19 protein-coding genes and 1 tRNA gene are annotated in these 21,775 nt (G+C 62.4%); 11 read left to right on the top strand and 9 right to left on the bottom strand.

Translation table 11 applies throughout. The annotated features are described in order from the left end of the window. Positions 1 to 32: 32 nt before the first annotated feature. Positions 33 to 569 carry a CHAP domain-containing protein gene (locus EB75_RS24575; protein ID WP_061004081.1) on the top strand — a complete coding sequence of 179 codons (537 nt, stop codon included), beginning with the start codon at positions 33 to 35 and terminating at the stop codon, positions 567 to 569. A gap of 5 nt (positions 570 to 574) precedes the next feature. On the opposite strand, the gene EB75_RS24580 is transcribed toward EB75_RS24575, so the two are convergent. Then, on the bottom strand, positions 575 to 1,627 hold the full coding sequence (locus tag EB75_RS24580; protein ID WP_073697860.1) for a class I SAM-dependent methyltransferase: 1,053 nt from the start codon (positions 1,625 to 1,627) through the stop codon (positions 575 to 577). 211 nt (positions 1,628 to 1,838) lie between these two features. Between EB75_RS24580 and EB75_RS24585 the strand changes: the two genes are divergently transcribed. Both EB75_RS24585 and EB75_RS24600 read left to right on the top strand, forming a co-directional pair. Further along, positions 1,839 to 3,677, top strand: coding sequence for an SLC13 family permease (locus EB75_RS24585; protein WP_168176117.1), 1,839 nt, complete (start codon positions 1,839 to 1,841; stop codon positions 3,675 to 3,677). A gap of 1,426 nt (positions 3,678 to 5,103) precedes the next feature. Further along, a complete protein-coding gene (locus EB75_RS24600) occupies positions 5,104 to 6,402 on the top strand; it encodes a rep family protein (RefSeq protein ID WP_142239797.1) in 1,299 nt (432 codons plus the stop codon). Positions 6,403 to 6,455: 53 nt separating this feature from the next. Here EB75_RS24600 and EB75_RS29000 read toward each other — a convergent pair whose 3' ends face one another. Next, positions 6,456 to 7,064, bottom strand: coding sequence for a hypothetical protein (locus EB75_RS29000; protein ID WP_142239798.1), 609 nt, complete (start codon positions 7,062 to 7,064; stop codon positions 6,456 to 6,458). Positions 7,065 to 7,685: 621 nt separating this feature from the next. Between EB75_RS29000 and EB75_RS29005 the strand changes: the two genes are divergently transcribed. Together EB75_RS29005 and EB75_RS24610 are read left to right on the top strand one after the other, a co-directional pair. Continuing rightward, positions 7,686 to 8,210 (top strand): ImmA/IrrE family metallo-endopeptidase, encoded by a 525-nt coding sequence (locus EB75_RS29005; RefSeq protein ID WP_142239799.1) that lies wholly within the window; start codon positions 7,686 to 7,688, stop codon positions 8,208 to 8,210. 33 nt (positions 8,211 to 8,243) lie between these two features. Next, positions 8,244 to 8,876 (top strand): hypothetical protein, encoded by a 633-nt coding sequence (locus EB75_RS24610; protein ID WP_073697865.1) that lies wholly within the window; start codon positions 8,244 to 8,246, stop codon positions 8,874 to 8,876. On the opposite strand, the gene EB75_RS24615 is transcribed toward EB75_RS24610, so the two are convergent. The 5 genes from EB75_RS24615 to EB75_RS24635 form a co-directional block, all read right to left on the bottom strand. Then, positions 8,866 to 9,426, bottom strand: a complete 561-nt coding sequence (locus EB75_RS24615; protein ID WP_073697866.1) for a hypothetical protein — start codon at positions 9,424 to 9,426, stop codon at positions 8,866 to 8,868. The genes EB75_RS24610 and EB75_RS24615 overlap by 11 nt on opposite strands. 10 nt (positions 9,427 to 9,436) lie before the next feature. Continuing rightward, positions 9,437 to 10,258, bottom strand: coding sequence for a bis-aminopropyl spermidine synthase family protein (locus EB75_RS24620; RefSeq protein ID WP_073697917.1), 822 nt, complete (start codon positions 10,256 to 10,258; stop codon positions 9,437 to 9,439). A gap of 339 nt (positions 10,259 to 10,597) precedes the next feature. Then, positions 10,598 to 12,139: an MFS transporter gene (locus EB75_RS24625; RefSeq protein ID WP_073697867.1), complete on the bottom strand. Its 1,542-nt coding sequence runs from the start codon at positions 12,137 to 12,139 to the stop codon at positions 10,598 to 10,600. Continuing rightward, a complete protein-coding gene (locus EB75_RS24630) occupies positions 12,136 to 13,383 on the bottom strand; it encodes a cytochrome P450 (RefSeq protein WP_073697868.1) in 1,248 nt (415 codons plus the stop codon). Before EB75_RS24630 ends, EB75_RS24625 begins: the two co-directional genes overlap by 4 nt. Before the next feature lie 6 nt (positions 13,384 to 13,389). Next, positions 13,390 to 14,349, bottom strand: a complete 960-nt coding sequence (locus EB75_RS24635) for a sterol desaturase family protein (protein ID WP_073697869.1) — start codon at positions 14,347 to 14,349, stop codon at positions 13,390 to 13,392. Positions 14,350 to 14,519: 170 nt separating this feature from the next. Here EB75_RS24635 and EB75_RS24640 point away from each other — a divergent pair, with 170 nt between their 5' ends. After that, the gene (locus EB75_RS24640; protein WP_168176118.1) at positions 14,520 to 15,122 is read left to right on the top strand and encodes a TetR/AcrR family transcriptional regulator; all 603 of its coding nucleotides are present in this window, start codon (positions 14,520 to 14,522) and stop codon (positions 15,120 to 15,122) included. A 684-nt stretch (positions 15,123 to 15,806) separates the two neighbouring features. Here the strand turns inward: EB75_RS24640 and EB75_RS24650 are convergent. After that, a complete protein-coding gene (locus EB75_RS24650) occupies positions 15,807 to 16,733 on the bottom strand; it encodes a hypothetical protein (RefSeq protein WP_073697872.1) in 927 nt (308 codons plus the stop codon). A 229-nt stretch (positions 16,734 to 16,962) separates the two neighbouring features. Here EB75_RS24650 and EB75_RS24655 point away from each other — a divergent pair, with 229 nt between their 5' ends. From EB75_RS24655 to EB75_RS24675, 5 genes are all read left to right on the top strand, one after another. After that, complete coding sequence (locus tag EB75_RS24655; RefSeq protein ID WP_073697918.1) at positions 16,963 to 17,394, top strand: hypothetical protein; 432 nt, start codon at positions 16,963 to 16,965, stop codon at positions 17,392 to 17,394. A 474-nt stretch (positions 17,395 to 17,868) separates the two neighbouring features. Next, positions 17,869 to 18,498, top strand: coding sequence for an endonuclease domain-containing protein (locus tag EB75_RS30215; protein WP_353651659.1), 630 nt, complete (start codon positions 17,869 to 17,871; stop codon positions 18,496 to 18,498). Next, complete coding sequence (locus tag EB75_RS29010; RefSeq protein ID WP_168176119.1) at positions 18,498 to 19,988, top strand: ATP-binding protein; 1,491 nt, start codon at positions 18,498 to 18,500, stop codon at positions 19,986 to 19,988. Before EB75_RS30215 ends, EB75_RS29010 begins: the two co-directional genes overlap by 1 nt. A 10-nt stretch (positions 19,989 to 19,998) precedes the next feature. After that, positions 19,999 to 20,229 carry a helix-turn-helix transcriptional regulator gene (locus tag EB75_RS24670; protein WP_073697875.1) on the top strand — a complete coding sequence of 77 codons (231 nt, stop codon included), beginning with the start codon at positions 19,999 to 20,001 and terminating at the stop codon, positions 20,227 to 20,229. Positions 20,230 to 20,283: 54 nt separating this feature from the next. Then, positions 20,284 to 21,606, top strand: coding sequence for a tyrosine-type recombinase/integrase (locus EB75_RS24675; RefSeq protein ID WP_502689393.1), 1,323 nt, complete (start codon positions 20,284 to 20,286; stop codon positions 21,604 to 21,606). Between the two features lie 43 nt (positions 21,607 to 21,649). On the opposite strand, the gene EB75_RS24680 is transcribed toward EB75_RS24675, so the two are convergent. Continuing rightward, positions 21,650 to 21,722 (bottom strand) — tRNA-Arg (locus EB75_RS24680). Positions 21,723 to 21,775 lie beyond the last annotated feature (53 nt).

Genomic DNA, 21,775 nt, shown 5'->3' on the forward strand with positions numbered 1-21,775 from the left:
CGTTCGCTTGATCGGGGGGACGGATGTACGCAATGAGCTTCAAGTCGTATGCGGGTGTCGCGCTCGCGGCCGCTTTGATCGCCGCCGGCGGGATGATGACGGCGCCCGCGAGCAACGCTGATTCGGCGTCGTACGTCGACCCGATGTCCTACGGTCAGCAGACCGGTCAGCCTGCCGGCCAGCAGTACGCCGGCCCCGCCCGGACCATGGGCGCGGTCCAGGCCTCGAACTCCGGCTGGCCGGGCCAGTGCACGTGGGGTGCGCTGCAGATGGCTTTCCAGAACGTGGGCTACTACCCGGACATCCATGGCAATGCCAGGGTCTGGGCTGACGCCGCCCGGTCCCGTGGCTGGACCGTCGTGGACGAGCCGCAGGCCCGGTCCATCGCGGTATACCCGGCCGAACTGCCCGGGGTGAGCCAGTACGGCCATGTGGCCTGGGTGAATTCGGTGTCCGGCCGGTGGATCAACATCACCGAGATGAACAACGAGTCCCACGGCGGGCCGTTCGCCTGGTGGACCCGCGACACCCAGCACATCCCCGGGATGAGCTACATCCTGATTCCCTGACGCCGTTACGGCCGCGCTTCGAAGACGAGGTTGAACGGCGTCTCGGTGGCGCGCCGGAACCGGGTGAAACCGCCTTCGTCGACGACGACGTCGCGCAGCCTGGCCTCCCCGGCCTGCGCGCCGAGCGCCGGCCCATTGCGGGCGAGTGACACCGGCACGCAGATCTGCGACGAGGCGCCGTACATCATGCGGCCGATCGGATTCAGGTTGTCCTGCACCCGATCGTTGGCGAACGGCTCGACGAGCATCGCGATGCCGTCGGTTTTGAGTGCCGCGCGGGTGTGCTGCATGACCCCGACCGGATCAGCCATGTCGTGCAGGCAGTCGAAGAACGCGATCAGGTCGAAATCCTTGTCTTCGTAGCCTGTCGCGTCGGCGACCTCGAACTTGGCGTTGGGCACGCCCGCCTCCGCGGCGCGTTCCGCGGCGACCCGGACCGACTCGTCGTGATAGTCGTAGCCGATGAACGTCGAGTTCGGGTAGGTCTGGGCCATCAGGACGGTGCTGGCGCCGTGGCCGCAGCCGACGTCGGCGACCTTGGCTCCGCTTTCCAGGCGCTCGACCACGCCGTCGAGCGCCGGTAGCCATGAGCTGACGAGGTTGGCGTTGTAGCCGGCGCGGAAGAAGCGCTCGGTGCCGGCGAAAAGGCACGGGTGGTGATCGCCCCATTCCAGGCCGGCGCCGGTTCTGAAATTCTCCGTCGTGCGGTCGAGGACATGGAACACCGCCTCGATGATGTTGTAGGCGCCGGGGATGTCGACGGGTCCGTCCGGGTCGGCCAGACACGCCGCCTGTTCCGGACTCAGAGACCAGGTGCCGTCGTCCGCGTCGAACTGGACGTAGCCGCCGGCGGCCTGGTTGGCCAGCCACTCGCGGACGTAGCGCTCCACCGTGCCGGTCTTCTCGGCCAGCTGCGTGGACGTGAGCGGTTGGGCTGCCAGGGCTTTGTACAGCCCCAGGCGATCGCCGAGCAGGATCAGGCTGGCGCTCATCGCGGCACCCATGTCACCTATCGCCATGCCGAGAAATTCGTTGAGCTTGTCTTCATCCACGGGCATGTCTGGACCTCCAGAAATGTGGTTGCCAGCTTGACTGTACGGCTGCCGAAATTCCTGAACAATGCGTAGTTTTTCGACGGTTGAACGCGTGCTGCGGCAATTGACTTGGGGCGACGTGCGCTCCGGATTCGGGGCATCTCCGACCGATCCGCGGCGCCGAATGTTATTGATCAAGGGTGCTCGTATCGGTCGGCGTGGTTCAGGTTCGCCAGTGACTCATCAGATGTGGATCGTCGTCGGCATCCTGGCCGGTGCCATCGGCCTGTTCGTGTGGGGGCGTCCGCGCGCCGACATCGTCGGGGTGCTGGTCGTCGTCGCGTTGATGAGCACCGGAGTGCTGACCCCCACCGAAGCGCTGGCGGGCTTCGGCTCGCCGGTGGTGATTCTGTTGGCCGGCATCTTCATCGTCAGCGCGGGTCTGGTCAACACCGGAATAACGCAGCGGCTCGGTGAATTCGTCGTCAAGGTCGGTGGCCGTAGCGAAGCGCGGCTCGTTGCGTTGGTCATGGTGCTGTCCGCCGGCATCGGCTCCGTCATGAACTCGTCGGCGATCGTCTCGATGCTCATTCCGGTGGTGCTCACCGTCACGGCCGCAACGGGTTTGAACCGTAAGCGCATGCTGATGCCGTTGTGCGTAGCGGTGATGATCAGCGGCATGATGACGTCCATCGCGTCGTCGCCGAACATCATCATCGAGGGCATCCTCGGCGAACGCGGCATCACACCGACGCTCGGCTTCTTCGGCTTCACCCCGTTCGGCGTCGTCACGCTCGCGGTGAGCGTCGTGTTCATGCTCGTGATCGGACGTAACCTGTTGAGCCGCAACCGGACCGGTGCGGCCGATGCGCAGGAACCCTCAACCTTCGATGTCATCGCGTCCTACGGTTTGCGGCCCCGCTGGCACCTGCTGCACGTGTCCGCCGATTCGCCACTGGTCGGGCAATCGGTTGCCGCGCAACGCCAACCGCTGCGCGACCGCTACGGCCTCGAGCTTCTCGGCTTCGAGAAGCACACGCGCGGTCCGGCCCAGTACCTGTCGGCGCGGCCGGAAACCGTATTCGAGGCAGGCGATCTGGTCTTTACCCTGGTCGATGAACAGCAGACCGCTGCGGTGGCGGCCGACCTGCGCTGTCAGGTGACGGGTCCGCGCGCCGACGACGAGCGCCGCGAAGTGCTGCAGAACGTCGGGGTGGCCGAGGTGATGCTCGCGCCCGAGTCGAAGTCGATCGGTATGACGCTCGGTGACCTCGATCTGGCCGCCGCTCACAACGTGACCGTCCTGGCGGTCCGGCACCGCGGTCAGAACATCACCGAGAACCTGCCGAGCCGCACCCTCGACTTCGGCGACGCGATGTTGGTGGGTGGCAACTGGGACGACATCGAGCGGCTCAGCGATTCGCGCCGGAACTTCATCCTGCTGAACCTGCCTGCCGAATACGAACAGCGGTTGGTGGCGCCGGGCCGAGCCCGTGCCGCGGTGCTCATCCTGGTCGCCATGGTGGCGTGCATGGCGTTCGGCTGGCTGCCCAGCGCCGACGCGGCGCTGCTCGCGGCGCTCGCCATGGTCGGTGCGGGCTGCGTGCGTGTCGACAGCATCTACCGGCTGATCAGCTGGAACACCCTGGTGCTGATCGCCGGGATGCTGCCGTTGGCCACGGCGCTGGCCAAGACCGGAACGACGACGCTGATCGCTCGTCACCTGGTCGACACTCTCGGCGCCCTCGGTCCGACCGGCATGCTCGCGGTGGTGTTCCTGGTGACCGCGCTGGTCGCCCTGTTCATCTCGAACTCCGCGACCGCCGTGCTCATCGCGCCCGTGGCCATCGAAGCGGCCCAGGCATTGCACGTCTCGCCGCAGGGGTTCGCGATGACGGTCGCGATCGCCTGCTCCGCCGCGTTCGTCACACCCGTGTCGTCGCCGACCAACATGCTCGTGATGGAGCCCGGCGGCTACCGCTTCTCCGACTACGCGAAAGTCGGCGTGCCGCTCCTGGCGCTGACCATGGTGATCACGGTGGTCATGGCTCGGCTCATCTACCTACCGGGCTAGCGTCCTACGTCGAGCGTGGCGGCTGACGAGGCGACACGCGAGGGGGAATCACGGCAGCCGTCACGTTCGACGCAGCGACACGGAAAAAGTGCCCCCGGCAGGATTCGAACCTGCGACACCGGCTTTAGGAGAGCCTGCAAGCTCTCCTAGCTACCGATTCGAAAGCGGTGTTCAACTGGCGATATAACGCCATTTGATGCTAGTCAAAACCACGGCGTGTCGCGAATCCACCGACCAGGCACCGACCACAGATCAGCGTGGAATTCCGGGCTCAGAAACGAGCGAAGCCCCTCGGCTGCAACCAAGGGGCTCCACGGAGGCAACTATGAAAACCACCGTTTGCGCGCGCAGTCGAATCGTACCGCGGGCGCTGAACTACGTCATCGATCCTTCGATCTACGGCGGCGGGAAATGACGCCCGCGGATCAGTTCCCCGGACGCCCGAGCGAGGCTGTGGGTGAAGATCCGCCGAGCCATCTACTGGCAGGGCCTACGGATGAAGATCGTGCACAACTTAGGGCCAATTTAGTGACTCGGGCCGCGGAGGTCCGCGAAAACGGCTGGGACTCGTATCGCGGGATCTGGTCCACCGGGGAAGTCGTCGGTGTGGCCGTGGTCCTGGCGGATCACGCCGAACTCGCCGCGCTTGGCGAGACAGAACAGTCAGCGTTGGAGCGGTGGGCATTCGACCTCTGGGGCCTTCAGCGTGGGCCGGCGGATGTCGCGAACGGCTGCCAAGGCACGCGTGAGTGGTTCCAGAATACTGCCCAGGAACTGGCTAACGACGGCGCCCTGCGTGATCTATTACGGCGCGCTACCGATTCGCCGACTGTCAGACGGACACGACATCGCCGTACATCGGACTCGGACGGCAAGGGCGGCGCCGAATGACTATCGCGGGGTTCTCGGTAGGCGTACGGAAGTCTGAAGTCACCGTAGTGGCACCCAGATTCGCCGCAGCCGTTCGTTACGGACTGTCAGCAGAGGAAGCCAACGACCTGGCCGAGGCGCTTCAGAATGCGGCCGGCAGGGCTTCGCAATACGCAGAACGACGCGGCGGGCACCGGCGATCTGCGGTCAACGGGGACGGCCGACTGGCTCAGACCTCGTTCGACGACATCCAGAAGGGTTGGCTCGGATGAATCTGTCATTGCGCGACCCCGGTAGCCACGGCGACGCGGCGGCCCGGAGCGCTTGCGCGGAGGGCCAGAGCGTCGGCGGCGCGAGCGCAGCGAGCGCCCTTGGTAGTAATAGGAATGAGTGCCCCCCAGGTAGTTTGGCGGGATCAGACGCACAGGAGCGGAGACGAGTCCGGTTCGGCGCCCGTGCGATGCTTTGGCAGGCTTCAACGCTGAAGAGCGTGCGAATGTGCGGCCGAGTCATCCGGCAGGACGACTCGAAGGGGTCGGGTACTTCGGGAGCGGGCGTGACCGTGAAACGTTCGTACGACGGCACCTCGGCTGGCTACGGCAACCTGCTCACGTGCGGGTCGGTATGGGCCTGTCCGCGCTGCGCTGCGGTGATTGCATCGAAACGTTCAAAGGAACTCGGCAATGCGATCCGAGCGGCGCACGCGGCTGGCGCTACGTGCTACCTGCTGACTCTGACCATGCGCCATCACAGCCGTGATGCTCTGTCAGAACTATGGTCTGGTCTATCTGCTGCGTGGCGAAAGACGTTTGGTGTGACGGCCTGGACTGGTGACAAAGGATATGTCCGCAAGGACGGGACTCTGCGACCGCCGAGACTGGGAGACGCTGAGCGCTTCGGCGTGGCGGGCCTATGCCGCGCTGTAGAGGTCACACATGGCGACAACGGGTGGCACTTGCACGCGCATGTGCTTGTTGTGACGACGAACGGTCTCGGTATCGGTCTACGGGATGATTACAACGAGGTGCTGCGGAAAGCGCTGGGCCACGATGGCGCGACTCCTGATGTCCTCGTTGACCGGGAATGGCTTGGCAGTGCAGCGTTTTCGTGGACAGTGTGGCGGCGGTGGGCCAAAGGACTAGAGAAGGCCGGTCTCGAAGCGCCGACGTCGATTGGTGTCGACTTGCGGCTAATCAACGATGGGGGCGAGGAGGTAGTGGGGCGCTACCTATCCAAGGCCACGTACGATGCTGCGAAGAAGGCGGGGACGGAGATCGCTGCCGGCTCGATCACCAAACAAGGCAAAGGGAACGAAAAGAACGAGTCGCGCAATCGAACGCCCTTTGAAATTCTCCGTTCGCTAGCCGCGGGGGAGCAGCGCCGTTGGAAGCTGATTGTGGACGCTCGTGTAGTCGCTGTCGTAGCGGATCGCGAGGGCGTGCACCTTGCCGAACGCCTCACCGGCGAAGTGAAAACAATTCGACCGCCCGGGGATTGGCGACTATGGGCTGAATACGAGTCTGCGTCGTCTGGCCGTGCGCAACTCGTTTGGTCGCGTACTCGAAGGGACGACGAGAGTCATCGGCAGAGGCTATGGAACGTGGTCCTCGCATCGAGAGGGGATTCGGCCGAGAGGTCAAACGAGGAGCTGGCCGACGAACGGCAAGAGGGCGAAGTAATTGTGACGATCAGCCGAAATGGCTGGAAGTCGATGCTGCGCAGTCCGGCATGGCTCGCGGAATTGCTTGATCTCGTTGAGGCGAATACCTCTGCCGCCTATGGGTGGCTCCGAGACCGCGAGATAGAGTTAATTGAACCCGCCCACTCATCGGACGCGCGAGCGCGGGCTGCATAGCAGATGGTCGATGCCAGGTTCTGGAGCCTCCGCGGCTCGGTGACGCAGCTCGCCTAAATGGAGAGCGCCATTTGATGTGGAAGGTGAGCTGGCTCAAGGAGTTCGACGAGGTATGGATACGTCAACGTGGCGGAAAACGCGACGCGATGGGGTCGTTCCGTTGGGTTGCTGACTGATACACGCCGGACTACAGCCGTGACTTGCGAGGACCCAAGCTCGGTGCCATTGCGAAAGTTCCGGAGCTCGGATCGGTACAACAAAGGGCCGTCTGCGGAATCGTCGCGCAGCTCTTTGTTGCTTGAACAAACTAGAGCAAAATGCCGACGTTGTCGGCCGGGGGCGTAGCGGCTGGACACGACTGAATGTTCGGGCATCTCGAAGTCGGAGCCGTCCATCCCCTTGGCGGCCGACCACGTCGCGACAAACTGCGGGGACACGTCAATATTTGCTGGTGCTGAGAGCATTGGGGTGAACAGGATCATCGGAGACTTGGTAACGGATAGTAAGGCGGTCAGCGATGGCCAGATGCTGGTACCAATACCCCATAGGAAGACACCTCCATTCTTGTATCTCTCGCGCTCCTTCCGGGCGAGAATACTGCCTGCCTCCTCGCCGGCTTCAGTACCAAACTTGCTCCAACAGAAAGAATCTGGCAGCAGCACTCTCTCCCCCTTGTGGCTTAAAGGAAGCTCTAGCGGCGAGCATACGACGCACCGCCGACAAGCGGTGCGTGATTGTACGGGCATGTTGGCATAGAGTCGAACAGACGGTGTTCGCGGTCCCGTGGGAGGGCGGTATTCAGTAGATTGGCCGGTGTCGAGCAGTCGCTGCGTCGTGACCTGGAGAATGCCGGTCTCACGCGCGCGGCCATAGATGCAATCTGGCCGGAGTGGTGGAGCGCCGAGGCCGAGTCCTCGCTGTCGGCCTCAACCGAACTTCGATACACAGTCGCTAGGCGACTCGGGCTGTCGCCGCGCGCACTGATGGACGGAGAAACTCAGTTCGTTTGGCGTGACGAAGCGAAGTACAAGAACCTTGGGGCTACCACGCCAGCCGAGCAGGGAATACTCACGTCGTTCGGTGTGGCAGTCGGCAAGGCCCTCCTCTCAGTCGCGACTCCGCCGGCTGCATCGTTGCCGACGAACCCCACAGAGCTGCGAGCCGCGATTCTGAAGTCTGGTCGCCTCGTCGGACTATCGGAATTGCTTCTTTCTTGCTGGTCAGCGGGAATTGCAGTTGCCCAGCTGAGGGTATTTCCCTTAAGCGCAAAAAGGATGCATGCTATGACGGTCAAAGTCGGAGACCGTTACGCGATTCTGCTAGGCACCCGCTCGGCGTACCCACCACAGGCCTCGTTTATCGTGGCACATGAATTGGGTCATATAATGGCCGGTCATCTTCGAGATAACCCTGCACTGCTTGATGTCGAAGATCCGCTGGACATGGCCGATCGTGACGCCGAGGAAGTCGAGGCCGACGAGTACGCGCTGTCCCTTCTAACGGGATTTGCCGACTTACGTGTGGTAGCAGATGTAAGCAGATATAGTGCCACCCAGGTGGCTCGGGCTGCAATCAAAGAAGCCGCTTCCGCGCAAATTGATCCCGGAACGCTGGCACTTTGCCTCGCGCATTCTACTGGTAATTGGAAGCAGTCAGTCGGTGCTCTAAAGATAATCTACAGTGGACAGCCAGTTGGTGATGTGGGCTTGTTCGTTAACCATGTGGCGCGGACGCAACTAAACCTGTCGGGCATTGACGATCGCAGTCGATACCTAACTCGGATCCTTGATCTCGACGTAGCGGGTTAACTATTGGCGACCGTAATCGATAACGATGTCCTGATGAAGTTCGCTGCCTATGGCCTGATGCCAGAGCTTGGGGCCACTTTGGCGCCTTTGGGCTCCATGCACATTCTCGGTGCTGCTCGCTTCATTATTAGGCGTGCCTTGAAGCGAGCGGAAGGTGCTGATAGCGAGGCCCTGAAGTTGGCTTTTGCGGATTTTATCGAGGGCGTGAACGAGCTGGAACCGACCGAAGATGAAATTGCGCTAGCAACAGAGATAGAGGAGTTCGCAAATCGCAGCTTACTGGAGTTTGACGCCGGTGAGAGCCAACTATGCGCAATTGCAATCATCCGTGCAATGGACGCTGTCATCACTGGTGACAAGCGTGCGATACAAGCCGCCGAAGCGGTTAGCGAGTCTATAGCTGAGCTGTCAAGTCTATTCGGCAAGCTTGTTTGTTTGGAACAACTGATGATTGGTGTGATAACGGCCTTCGGTGACGATAACATTCGTCCGCAGGTATGCGCGTCGAAGGCAGTCGACACCGCCCTGTCGATATGTTTTAAGTGCTGGAGCCCTGAGATCGCCGACAAAGAGAGCATACGACTGGCTCTCCAAAGTTACATCGAGAGCTTGAGGTCGGATGCCCCGCGACTGCTGTACACGGGGATCGCGTTCCCTAGTTCTTGAGGAAAACCGCGTATGGCTCAATTAGTTCGGCGACGAACCCGATTGTCTTGATTACGTGGTCGGAAGGCGAGTCCACGTCGTTCGTGATTTCGAGGCAAGCCTTGTCCACTCTGCCTTGCACGTACTTGTTGCCGCGCTTGCCCTTGCTGTTTCCAACCGCGACGCGAGTCATCGCCAAGTCAAGTTCATCCTCGGTTTGCTCCAGCGATTTCACACATAGGGCGTAGCGAGATCCAAGGACGTTTATTCCTTTCGGAATTTCAGTCCATTCGATACCATCCGGAGAAGAGTATTCAGCGCGAACCTGTTCCGCAAAATGCTTGGAATTCATGGGTTCCATTGCAAGTATGATCCGTCCTCCTGCCGCAGTACGCGATCGAGCGAAGGGTTGGACCATGGTCGCGGGGTGGCAGGTGTTACCCCCATAGCCCCACATCGCCAGGCCGGTGTCCTCTATCTCCTTTCTTTTGCGCTCGATGATTTCAGTTAAGTCCTCTCGCGCGTGGGTGCCGATTTTCATATATAAAATCGAGTCGCCCGGATTCAGCATATTATTTCTCCTATAGTAAATCGAAGAAGTATTCTTCCTCACTAGCTTTCCCGTAGTCAACGCGTTTGCGTTCACGGACGTATCGCACGCGAGGACTCTGCGATTGCCCGTAGAAGTTTTCCAGCACGGCCGGATCATCGATACGGTCCGATTTTCCTCGATCGGCATTGCCGGGGAGCGACGAAACGATCAGGTTGCACGAGCGTAGTTCCGGATTGTCGTCAAGGTGGTAACTGTGTAGCTTCGGCATCATTCGACTGACGTAGAAGCCACCTGCGGCAGCAAACGACTGGACGCTGGCCAGCACGCTCTTTGGCCAGTCGAGATCCTCATCGTCGGCAATGACGATTACGCCATCGCCAGCGTAGCCAAGCGCCTCCATTCCGCGCTGCACAAAGACATTTACACTGCTGCCGTTGTTGCTAGCTCCCCAGGGTGGGTTCGTGTAAAAGCAGTCGAATCTTCGAAGGTCAGGGAGTGGGTCAAGGCAGTTGTAACGTATTCCCTCAAGGGACGCTAGTCGTTCGCGATCAGCGAAACGGTTTATCGCTCCTACAATTCGCTCGTCGAAGTCTAGGACTGTAATCTTGGACGGGCCATAAGGCACAATTTCCCGTGCGTGCAAATAGGCAACACAGACGCTGATGGAGTCTCCGTCGCCAATGAAGACCAATTGCTTATCTCGCGCCCAGTTGGCGATGAATTCGCTTTGCATCACCATGTCGCCGGTCTTCATGTAAATCTGATCAAACTCGCGGATTGGGCGCGGGCGGTTTTGAATTACGTCGGACACTGCATTGATTGCTGCTTTAAGATCAATTTCTGGTGCCACTAACTTGCCCCCCTTGATTCCGCCTCTCTCCACAGTATCTGCCGGCGTGCGCCGGTGGCAGTAGCGACACTGGTGCTTCGGCGCGCTGCGGCGCGGCGGGTGGGTTGTCAACCGTTGGTTTGCGGGGCGTTTGTGAGCCGTTCTGGTCTGGATGGAGACCTTCGGTTCAAAGCCGGACGTTAGGCGCCGCCTACCTACGTGATGCCGTGTCTCGTTTGTCGAGAATGAATTCGTCTTGCGTCTTGTCTCACCTGGCCACGGGTGGTTAGAGGCTCTGGTCAGCATGGAGCCGCCTGCCGGATTGCTTACTGCGACCTAGATCGCGATGAGCAATCGGCGTCATCGTGCGATTGGCTTCGCTGTTGTGTGTGCCGCTTCTCGCTGTGATGGGATGACTTTGAGGGCGACTGCGGCGGCGATGGCCAGCAGAGCTGCGGCGATGAGGGAGACGCTTTGGACACCAAAAGTGAAGGCGTGCTGGGCTTCTGCGAGGAGGGCGGGCGAGTTCGGCAGCTGGTAGGTGGCGGTGGCAAGCGAGTCGTGGAGGGCGTCGCGGTCGGGGGCGCTGACGTTATCGGGCAGTTGCAGGCTCGCCCGGTAGATGACGGTGTGCAGGGTGCCCAGTACGGCGATGCCGAGGGCGACTCCGAACTCGTAGGCGGTTTCGGAGATGGACGCGGCCGCTCCGGCGCGCTCGGGTGGCGCGGCGCTGACCACAGCATCGGTGGACAGGGTCATCGCGGCCCCGACTCCGAGGCCGATGACGGCCAGAGAGACGCCCATGCCCCAGTAGGTGGACCATCCTTCGGTGATGGCCAGGCCGACCAGACCAAGAGCGGAGAGGGCGAGGCCGGCGGCGATGGCGCGGCCGCGGCCCAGGCGGGTGAGCAGGTAGCCGACGATCCCGACGACCGCGATGGTGGCGACGGTGGCGGGCAGCTCAGCCAGTCCGGCTTGGAAGGGGGTCATGCCCATGACGAGTTGGAGATGTTGGGAGAAGAAGAACATGACGCCGATGAAGGCGAAGATGGCGATGGCGTCAGCGGCAACGGCGCCGCTGAACGCCGGCTGCCGGAACAGGCTGACATCGATAAGCGGTTGTGGCAGGCCGCGTTGGCGTCGCACGAACGCCCATCCCGCGCCGACGCCGAGTGCGATGGTGGCGGGCACGGTCCAATCGAGTCCGGTGCCGACAGCGTGTTTCACCGCAAAAACGATGGACACGATCGCGGTGACCGACAGCGCCGCTGAGGTGAGGTCCAACCGGGCGCCGTGAGGGTTCTTCGACTCGGGGATGAGCACGAGGCCGGCGATGACGACGATGATCATCAGCGGAACGTTGATGAGAAACACTGAGCCCCACCAGTAATGCTCGAGCAGGAACCCGCCGATGAGCGGGCCGAGCGCGGCTCCGCCGGTGGCGCCGGCGGTCCAGGCGGCGATCGCGGTGGTGCGTTGAACGGGGTCGTCGAACAGGTTGCGGGCAATCGAGAGTGTGGAGGGCATGATGGTCGCTCCGGCGACGCCGAGCAGTACGCGGGCGGCGATCAGCATTTCCGGCGTGGTGGAGAACGCGGCGAGTGCGGAGGCGAGGCCGAATCCGATGCTGCCGATCAGGAGTAGTCGTTTGCGGCCGATGCGGTCGGCGAGGTTTCCCATGGTGACCAGGAGCCCGGCCAGGGCGAAGGAGTAGACGTCGCCAATCCAGAGCATCTGGGTGGCGGTGGGTGCGATGTCGGCGGTCAGCGCGGGGACGGCGAGATAGAGCACGGTGCCGTCGATGGCCAACAGAACGGTGGCGAGCATCAAGACGCCGAGGGCCGACCACTCACGTAGCCCCGCTTTAACCGGTGCAGCCTCGACGCGAGGTGGGGTGTTCATGGGGCGGTGGGCTTTCTGGTGAGGTTGACGGGCAGGTGCGACATGCCGCGCAGGCTGACGTTGGGCCGGTAGGTCGGGTCGCCGGCGAGTTCGGCATGCGGGAACCGGCTGGTGAGTGCGGTGAGTGCGGTGACGGCTTCGAGGCGGGCCAGGGGTGCGCCGAGGCAGAAGTGTGCGCCGTGGCCGAAGGCGAGATGGCGGAACGCGGGCCGGTCGGGGTCGAAGTCGTCGGGGCGGTCGTATTCGGCGGGGTCGCGGTGCGCAGCCCCCAGCAGCATGACTGCGGAGTCTCCGGCGGGCACCACGGTGTCGCCGATGATCATGTCGCGTTCGGCGATGCGGTCCGACAGTTGCACTGGCGGATCCCAGCGCAGGGTTTCTTCGACCACGGCGGGCATGCGGTCGGGGTTCTCGGCGGCGGCGTTCCACTGGCCGGGGTGGGTGAGCATGGCCAGTGTGGCGTTGCCGATGAGGTTGACCGTGGTTTCGTGGCCGGCGACAAACAGCAGCTCGCAGGTGGCCACGATCTCGTCTTCGGTGAGATGCTCACCGGCCTCTTCGGCGGCAACCAGGGCAGACATCAGGTCATCGCGCGGTGCGCTGCGTCGCTCGCGTATCAGTTCGCGCAGGTAGTCATACATCCATGTGGCGGCATCGAGACGCTCTTGGCGGCCCGCGTCGAGGTCACCGACAGCTGGGAGGAAGTCGTCGAGGCCTTGGGCGATGAGCTTGGAGGCGTGCCCGAAGCGGGGCTCGTCCTCGACGGGGACGCCGAGCAGCCGGCAGATGACGATGACTGGCAGCGGGTAGGCGAGGTCTTCGATGACATCGCCGGTGTCGGCGACGCGGCCGAGGAGGTCGTTGACGATCGTGGTGATCTCGGGTCCCAGCTCGCGAATTCTCCGCGGGGAGAACGCTTTCTGGGCCAGTTTGCGGAGCCGGGTGTGATCGGGCGGATCGAGGATGAGGAAGCTGTGGGTGTCGAAATCCGCGGGGTCGGCGCCGCCGGCGATGGCGTTGCGGACGAGGGTGGATTTGCGGCGGTCAACGGCGCCGTCGGGGTGCCGCAGGATTTGGTCGCAGTCGGCGTAGCTGCCGAAGACGACCATGTTGAACTCGGGCAGCGCGAACGGTGCGGCGTGGCCGGCGGCGCGGAACGCCGGGTACGGGTTGGCGCGGACAGCGGGGTCGAAGATCGCTTCGAAGCGCGCCTGGGGGCTGGCGGGAATGGTCGGCACGGTCATCGTGGGTCAGCTCGCTTTCTGGATCGTCGTGGTCGCGCTGGCGGTCGGGGTGGGGGTGTCCCCGTGCTCGATGACGGGTAGCTGCTCCTCGGATGTGTTGGTGGTGGTGGGTGTTTCGCTCCAGCCGGGCGGCTTGAGTAGGTAGTTGACGCGGGCGCGCCAGGTCTTGGCGTTCCATACGTCGCGGGCTGCGCGGGCGAGTTCCCAGTAGTTGACCTTGATCGGGTTGTAGGTGGTGATCTGCTTGGTCAGGCCGTAGGCAACCTGCTCGGTCTCTTCGGCGTAGGTGCCGAACATGCGGTCCCAGATGATGAAGATGCCGCCGTAGTTCTTGTCGAGGTAGGGGTTGTTGACGCCGTGGTGCACGCGGTGGTGTGACGGGGTGTTGAAGATGAACTCGATCCAGCGGGGCAGCAGTCCGACACGTTCGGTGTGGATGGGGAACTGGTAGGTCAAGATGACGGCTTGCAGCAGGAACAGTAGCCACAGGGGCAGGCCGGCCAGCAGCAGCGGGACGTAGAACAGGAACGACGACACGATGTCGGTGGGCATTAGCCAGCCCAGCCGCAGCGCGGTGGTCTGGTTGAAGTGTTGGCTGGAGTGGTGCACGCTGTGCCCGATCCAGAACATGCGGATGCGGTGGTGGGCGCGGTGTTCCCAGTAGTAGACGAAGTCGACCAAGATCAACGCTGGCAGCCACCACGCCGCTGACCACTGCACCGGGGCCACTGCGGCAGCCAGCACCAGCACTGGCAGTTGCACGAACTTGGAGATGACGTCGGTGAATGCGCCGATGCCCGACATCGACAGGCTCGTCACCGCGTCTTTGGCGCTGACTCCGACCATCGGCCGCCGCGGCGGTTGCTCGCGACGCTTCTCGATCCAGTAGGCCAGGAACTCCACGGCGATCAGCACGGCGAACGCCGGAAGCGTCCACAGCGAGAGGTTGTCGAGCAGATCTGACACGGGCGTCCTTCTTTCTGACTGGCGCGGCGCTGGAAGCTGCGGTGCGCGACGACCCCAATCATCGCTAGGGCAGTTGCGTAGGTCAAGTGACCTAAAGTGTGATGTGTGTCCCCCTGCTTTCCGCTGTGGGCTGTGACCAGCAGTTTCGGCGGTCTGGCAGACTGGCGGCCATGACCAGCTCTGCGCCACGAAGCACCGAGCGTCGCGACACGAGTAAGCGTGATGCTTTCGTTGCGGCGGCGGTCAGAGTGATGGCTCGGGACGGCGTGGCAGCGTTGACCACCCGACGCATCGCCGAGGAAGCCAGTCTTCCGCAGGGGATATTTCACTACTGGTTCGCTAACAAGGCCGAACTGCTCGAAGCCGTGCTTCACGCGGTGATGGCCGATGCCGCTACCGCCACCGCACCGCCGGATGTCAACGACGACCCGGCCGCCAACTGGAAGGCGGCATTTCAGAAGATCCGTGAGGACGACGCTGGCCGCCAGCTCGGCGCCTACGAACTCACCGCCATGGCCCTGCGCAATCCCGAGCTAAAGGACATGGCGCAAAGGCTCTACCAGGGTTACCACGACATGGCCCGAACCGACCTCGCACCGCTCGTCGATGAACTCAACGCCGATGGGGCCGATCTCGACGTTAATCTCGTCGCTGCCCTGATCGCCGCGCTGTTCGACGGCCTCACCTTTTCCTGGCTCGCCAACCCCGACGCGCCACCCCCCGAAGAAGTTCTCGACCTAGCGTTTCAGCTGATACGCAAACAGTCTCGTTAAGCAAGCACGTACGTAGGTGCACTCGTCGATAGGCACATTCACGCCAGTCTCAAATCTGGAGAAACAAGGCGCTGCCAGGAACCGCCTACTGGTCCGGCATCGCTCCAGTTCGCGCTGTCTCGTTTCTGGTCTGACGAACCTGGCGGATCCGCCATCATTCCGCCAACAATGGTGCGATTCCGCCACATTCCGTGCGAACCTGCACAGTATCGGCCGTATTGGAGAAGGCAAAGAATGCGGCGAACTCAAACTGTCCGACCGCTTACGGTGCGTGTAGGTCAATGGAACAGGTCGGAAACAAGCGGTTGAGGTAGTGTCTGACGTGCTCTGTCTCTGCGTGTCCTACCGCGATCGAACTGTCGGAGGTAGACCCGTCCCACCAGTGCCAGCGTCCTCGCCGCCGAAAGCCGAACGGCCGTGGTACCTCTAATCCGGTGTGCGTGGCAACGAATGTGCGGGCAGCTCCGACGACGAACCACCAATCGGATCCGGCGAAGGTCACCGTTCCGTCATCGCTGCCCAGATGTGAAAGATTGCGCGACAGACGAACTCGCGCTCGGAAAGGCTCCGGTACCGGCTGCTGTGAGACCATGGCAGGTGTGCAGCCGCCGTCATCGCCAGGTCGATCGTGCCAAGACTCGAACCGGCTCGGGTGAACGATCCAGTTGTCAGCCGGCGCCGGCGTCATGACGGTGTTGCCCTAATGTCACCGCTCGGCCGGACGAAAAGTGTTCGCATCGTGTGATCTTGGAGCTCGTCCGCCTTATGCTCTAGAGGAACTGTACGCTTAGTGGTAGCGAATTCTTCGCAGTAGCTGTTCCATTCACGCATCAGGCGCAGGGCCTTTTCGCGGAGTGCGGGGCCTCGCTTCACTTCCTCGAACGGGCATACAAGCATCTTGCGCAGCGTGGAGGATGGGACGAAAACTAAAGCCTCGTCGCGAAATTCAGGGACATCGCGCGAGTGGTAGTACACGCGTTTGGCGTGATGAAGTCGAAACTGTTCCATAACTTGGCCGGTTTCCTGGCATGTTCTGGCGAACACTGAGCGTAGGGTATCGCGGCGTCTTACCAGTTCGTCGATCTGGTCTTGGCAGGCCCTGCGTGCGGGCCAAGGCATTGAATCAATTGCTCTGCTTGCCAATTCGGCTAACTGGTTGCCGACCAGATCGTATTCCTTCTGGAGGACGTCGACCTTTTTCTGGCAACGGTAGAACTCGTTTGCGATTGCGGTGTACTCGCGTGAGAACGCTTCGGTTTGGTCGAAGTAGGTGTGCAGTCGCTCGTAGTGACGTGCTCGTCCACAGACGGCGAGATACTGCGAGCCAAGCTCGACTGTGTCTTGTCCGGCCTCGATGCGTTGCGCTGTGTCGGCGCCGCCGATTAAGTCTTCTGCAATGTCCTCGGATGTAAGAACTGCCGCACGTGCGAGTGCGTCGATCTGGCGCAGTATCTGTTTGCGTGTCTTGCGGATCTCGACTCGATGCAGGCCGCTCACCCTTCGCACCTCAGCCGGAGCTACGCCCGCCGCGACGGCAAGCTTGGCTGCGGCAACGTTGAGGGCACGGTGCCACTCTGCGGCGACGCCCGGAGCCGGTGATTCGACGAGCATTCACTCAGGGTAGGGCCCGCGACTGACAAACAGCGGTGGCGCGGGATGGCGCTAAACCGTGCGATGTACCGGGGTTCCGCGCTCAATAGTCACCGCGTCCGTCGTGCCGGCCGGTCTGACCTGCGGTTTTCTCGGTTTGGTGACAAATGGCGACTGATGGCGTTCCAGCAATCAATCTTGACTCTGAGGAGCGCAGGTGGCGTCCCCGAAGTTGCAAAGGAACTCTCTCATGGCTGATCTGAATCGACTCGATGAACTCGTCCTAGACCCGACGCAGGTCTTAGCGTTCGGTACGGGCGGGGGCGCGCGAGCGCAGAGTGTGTACAAGGACGGAGCCGCCACGGACGAACCCGTATTGGTCGACGACGCGCAGCTCTACAAGGTGACGGGGCTTGCCGTGAGCGTCGGCGGGCGTGGACTGGACGGCGCAGAGGTACGGACCACCACGCCGATGGAATCCGTGCCAGCGGGCGTCCTGTTCCAAGCAGAGGGCCGCTGCACTCTGTCGATTCGCGCCGATGCGCGTCCGGGATGGGGCGATCGCGGGCCGCGAGGTGTGCTAGCCGTGACGGTCTACATCCAAACGCTCAAACCTGTCGGTTCCGTGACCGATATCCTGCGAGGGGCGAACAGTGGCGCACGCCGCGGTGGCGGTGAATGATGTTCAAAAAGAACCAATTTCGAGAATCAGATCCGTTCCGCCTGTCCACCCTCGGGCGTGGTCGGGCATTCGTGGCCTGGCTTCGCGGTCCAGCACTGATGCGCCGATGGCTGGTCCTGCTGCTCAGCGCGACATCTATGATGTGTCTCGTTGTCGTGCTGGTCCTCGCTTTCGTGATGCACGGTGCATCACCGTCAGTGCCGAGTCCGGCTGACATGACGTCGCGGGACATCCAAGCAGAAGCGTTCCGGGCCGGCCCCACGGCGTCAAAGGTGGTTGATCGCCCTGGATTCGACTGCCACCCCATGCCAGATCTCGGGCTGAAGTACTTGAACCCCATGAATACCGGCCCATCAGTAGTGGCAATAGGAAAAGACGGCGTGGTGTGGGGGCCTATGTGCATCGTGACCGACGGATGGGCCGGTTCCTGAGATGAACGATCCTTTGGCCATCTTCCCGGCGCATCGCCAGCCAATGGTGATTCGGACACTGGTGTGTCGACGTGGCGTCGAGCGGGTCGAGATACCCGGCGTACGTTCGATTTACCGCTCATCGGATGAAGTCCGAACGGTCATCGTTGAACTCAGCAAGAAGCCTTGCTTTGCGCCTCCATCTGGCGAGCCAGGTGACCGCCCGAGCCCTTTCAAGAACTCTTCCCGTCAGCGGCTTTATCAGGCCCTGATTGACGAGTTCGGTCCGATGTGTCAATCCTGTGGACAGCGGTACGGCCACGTGGTCGACCACGATCACTTCTCGGGATTGGTTCGCGGACTACTGTGCCGCGTATGCAACACCTGGGTTGATACCTGTGTGCACGCCGATTCAGCGATCTGCCAGTATGCGTCGTACTTGAACGCACCGCCCGCTGAGAAGTTGGGACTTCAATACCCTGCAGGTCATCGACAACGGGCGATGGACGAAGTTCGCCGCGCAATCCTTGGATTCGATGTACTTGACCCAAGAACCTGGCCGTCGACTGAGCCGGTCGATTGGTCTTGGCCCGCTCCCGATAGCGCGAGCCTCAGCGAGGTGGCTTCCAGATGGTGGAGCGGACACCCTGGTGCGTCGGCGCCAAGGCGGATTCCGCGGGCGGCGGTGGAATGATGAGTGTGGTCCGCATCGCGATGTGCTGCGCAGCAGCAGCATTCATGTTCTGGGCTGTGTCGATGTCGGGGTATGGAACGCTGTTGGTCTGGATCGTGTCCGTTGTGGCACTTTCCGCTGCAACGGGTTACGGGATCTTCCGCGTGCAACGTCGCCGCTGCTGGTCGAAGTATGGACCCGATCTGCGGTTCGCAATGTCGGTGCTAACAAGTCGCCGCAAGTGGGCGGACGTCGCAGAAATTCTTGACCTCTCGGTTGACGCGGACCTACGTCGACCGCCGGTAACACGTGCAGTGGGCCTCGGCCGCGGGGAGCGGAAGGCAGTTCGATACATCCCCAAAATCACCGCAGTGAGGTGTGCGCCCTATGGCATGGCTGTGGCGGTGCTGGGTGCTCCCGGACAGAGCCTGGAGGGCTGGCAAAGACACTCGGGACAGCTCAAGTCCGCGTTGCGAGTGCCGGAAGTGACTGTCACAGAGCCGAGGGCGGGAGTATTCGAACTTGCACTTCGTGTGCGTGATCCACTCGCCGCGGCGATTGTTCTGCAATCACCGCTGAGGGCGGAAGGCTGGGAGATTCCCCTGGGCGTCGATGAGTACGGAGCACCTGTACGCGGCTCTTTTCGCAACGTGAGTGGACTCGTCGTCGGAGGTGTGCCCGGTGGCGGTAAGAGTGCGTGGCTGGCGTTTGCAATGGCTTCGCTGGCTCATCGCGACGACGTTCAGTGGCTGCTGATCGACGGCAAGCAAGGCTACGACCTGGAAGCGTTGTCGCCGCGCGCGTATCGGTACATCAGCGGTGAAGCTGCGGGCGACGTGGAGGTAGTGAGGGACGCACTCCAAGACGTGCAGACACTGATGCGGGAACGTTTGAGGTACTCGCGCGATCTATACGGACACCCGAACCTCTGGTCGACCAGTCCATCTCGTCTGCATCCGGCGGTCGTGGTCGTAATTGACGAGTGCCAGACGTATCTCGACCCGAAGTCGTTCTCAACGAAGGAGACGAAAGCTGCTGGTGCGGAGATTGACTCGATAGTGCGAGACCTCGTGAAACGTGGAAGATCGGCCGGAATCGTAGTCATTCTGAGCACGCAGCGCCCGACTGCGGACAGTATTCCGACCAGCACGCGTGACAACTGCGGATTACGCGTCTGCTTCTCCGTTCGGACGCGAGAGGCGGCAGCGGCAGTACTTGGCGAGTTCTCGACAGAAACTTCGGTGAATCCCATCGGTGCACCAACCGGCGTCGGTGTCAGTTCCGTTGCCGGTAGAGAAGTTCGGTTTCGTAGCCCGTTCGTGCCCGAGCATGTGATCCGCGGGCATATCGAATCGACCGCGGTTCTCGCTGCGAATCCGCTCGACCTCCTGTGCGGCGCGTTGATGGATAGCGTGTCTCGGGACGGCGAAGGGTGCGACGACACAACCATTAGCCATACAGACAGCTCGGACACAAGCCGGCCTCGGCCGGCGCGTGAGCCTCTGACGTGAGGAAGACGTGATGCGAGACGACGTGAAAAGCCGCCCCGGTGCACAGGGCAATTCGAACGACGAGCTGCTGAAGATCGACCAGGTGGCGAGTCTGTTGAAGGTGTCTGTCGGATGTATCAGGGCCTGGCGGCTCAGGGGCGAGGGGCCGCCCGCGATCCGGATCGGTGCAGCCCTGCGCTGGGATCCAGTCGAGGTCTTTGACTGGCTCGACGGGCGGCGCGAGTCGCGCCTGGAGGTGTAGCGAGTGATCGAGGCGAGGACTGGCCCGAATGGGTCCCGCGTGTATCGGGCTCGGGTGTACTACCGCGGACGCTACGTCGCCTCGCGGACCTTCTCCCGTAAGCGGGACGCGCAGGAGTGGGAACGCAAGCAGGTCGACACGTTGAAGACCGGAGCGTGGGCCGACCCGAAGGCAGGGGAGAAGCCGGTCCGCGAATGGTGCGAAATCTGGTTGGCTGCGCAACCGGCGAGGGCGGCGGCAACGGAGCGGAAGATCCGCGGTGTAGTGACGAAGCAAATCGCCGGCACCTTCGGCAGACGACCTTTGGTCTCGGTGCGTCCGTCAGAAGTACAGGCTTGGGCGGCCGACATCTCACGGAAGCAATCCGCCGCGACTGCTCGCCACTCGCTCGGCGTCCTGCGGAGAGTGTTCGACCACGCGGTGCGCGATGGTGCCATCCACCGCAACCCTGCCGCCGGCATACGGCTCCCGAAGGTCCAAGGCAACGACCCGCGCCCGCTGACTCACGACGAACTATGGCGGCTGGCCGATCACCTCAACGAGTTGCGCGACCGTGTACTGGTGCTCGTCGCCGGATATTGCGGCCTGCGGTGGGGTGAGTTGGCCGCGCTGCGGTGGAGCGACGTCGACCTTCGGAACAAGGTGTTGCGTATCTCCCGTGCTTACTCGGAGGAGGCGCCCCGCGGTGAGATGTCGCCAGTGAAGGACCACCAAGCGCGGACGGTACCAATTCCAGGGGTCGTGTCGGACGAACTCGCTATGTTGTCGGCATCCCAGAAATCTGATGGTCTCGTATTTCCCTCCGCAAGTAAGACACCGCTTCGCAACCGAAACTTCCGGCGTGACGTCTTCGACAACGCTGTCGACGCCCTGGACCTCGACATCACCCCGCACAACTTGCGCGATACGGCCGCCTCCCTGGCAATCCAAGCGGGTGCCTCCGTTGTGGCTGTGGCCCGATTGCTCGGCCACGAGTCCGCTGCAACGACCCTGAACCACTACGCCGGCCTGTTCCCTTCTGACCTCGACGACGTTGCGCAGCGGCTCGATGCAGCTGCGCGACGGGTTCAGCAAGGAGACAGCCGGGACGACGATGGGCAGATGGATCAGGAGCGCCGCTGGATTCCGGCGAATGAGGCCGCTGAAATTTTGAACAGCACGCCGGTCGACGATGGGCTCCATGAGGACATCTACGGTCCAGCGGAACCGGGGGACAGCGGTGAGGCGTCGGGTGAGACCGACTACTTGTTGAGGTCACCCGAGAATGCGCGACGCCTGTTGGAGGCCGTGGCGCGTGACAAACCCAGTCAGCCGGCACCATCCGATGCCAGCGAAGCACCGACCAAGCACCGACCAGAGGGGAGCGACGGGCAGTAGGGCAGCTGCCCGGAAACATGCGCTGATCTGCAAAAACACAAAGTGCCCCCGGCAGGATTCGAACCTGCGACACCGGCTTTAGGAGAGCCGTGCTCTATCCCCTGAGCTACGGGGGCGGGGACGCCTCATGGTAATCGGCAATCGGCCGACTGACGGTATCGGGGCGGCG

This window comes from Mycobacterium sp. ST-F2 (genome assembly GCF_001905655.1).
GTDB lineage: Bacteria > Actinomycetota > Actinomycetes > Mycobacteriales > Mycobacteriaceae > Mycobacterium.

Excerpts from the sequence above, each read along its gene's own strand:
- EB75_RS24575 (WP_061004081.1), top strand. The coding sequence starts at position 33 with ATGAGCTTCAAGTCGTATGCGGGTGTCGCGCTCGCGGCCGCTTTGATC.
- EB75_RS24580 (WP_073697860.1), bottom strand. The coding sequence starts at position 1,627 with ATGCCCGTGGATGAAGACAAGCTCAACGAATTTCTCGGCATGGCGATA.
- EB75_RS29005 (WP_142239799.1), top strand. The coding sequence starts at position 7,686 with ATGACGGTCAAAGTCGGAGACCGTTACGCGATTCTGCTAGGCACCCGC.
- EB75_RS24610 (WP_073697865.1), top strand. The coding sequence starts at position 8,244 with ATGAAGTTCGCTGCCTATGGCCTGATGCCAGAGCTTGGGGCCACTTTG.
- EB75_RS24615 (WP_073697866.1), bottom strand. The coding sequence starts at position 9,426 with ATGCTGAATCCGGGCGACTCGATTTTATATATGAAAATCGGCACCCAC.
- EB75_RS24625 (WP_073697867.1), bottom strand. The coding sequence starts at position 12,139 with ATGAACACCCCACCTCGCGTCGAGGCTGCACCGGTTAAAGCGGGGCTA.
- EB75_RS24630 (WP_073697868.1), bottom strand. The coding sequence starts at position 13,383 with ATGACCGTGCCGACCATTCCCGCCAGCCCCCAGGCGCGCTTCGAAGCG.
- EB75_RS24640 (WP_168176118.1), top strand. The coding sequence starts at position 14,520 with ATGACCAGCTCTGCGCCACGAAGCACCGAGCGTCGCGACACGAGTAAG.
- EB75_RS24650 (WP_073697872.1), bottom strand. The coding sequence starts at position 16,733 with ATGCTCGTCGAATCACCGGCTCCGGGCGTCGCCGCAGAGTGGCACCGT.
- EB75_RS24655 (WP_073697918.1), top strand. The coding sequence starts at position 16,963 with ATGGCTGATCTGAATCGACTCGATGAACTCGTCCTAGACCCGACGCAG.
- EB75_RS30215 (WP_353651659.1), top strand. The coding sequence starts at position 17,869 with ATGGTGATTCGGACACTGGTGTGTCGACGTGGCGTCGAGCGGGTCGAG.
- EB75_RS29010 (WP_168176119.1), top strand. The coding sequence starts at position 18,498 with ATGAGTGTGGTCCGCATCGCGATGTGCTGCGCAGCAGCAGCATTCATG.
- EB75_RS24670 (WP_073697875.1), top strand. The coding sequence starts at position 19,999 with ATGCGAGACGACGTGAAAAGCCGCCCCGGTGCACAGGGCAATTCGAAC.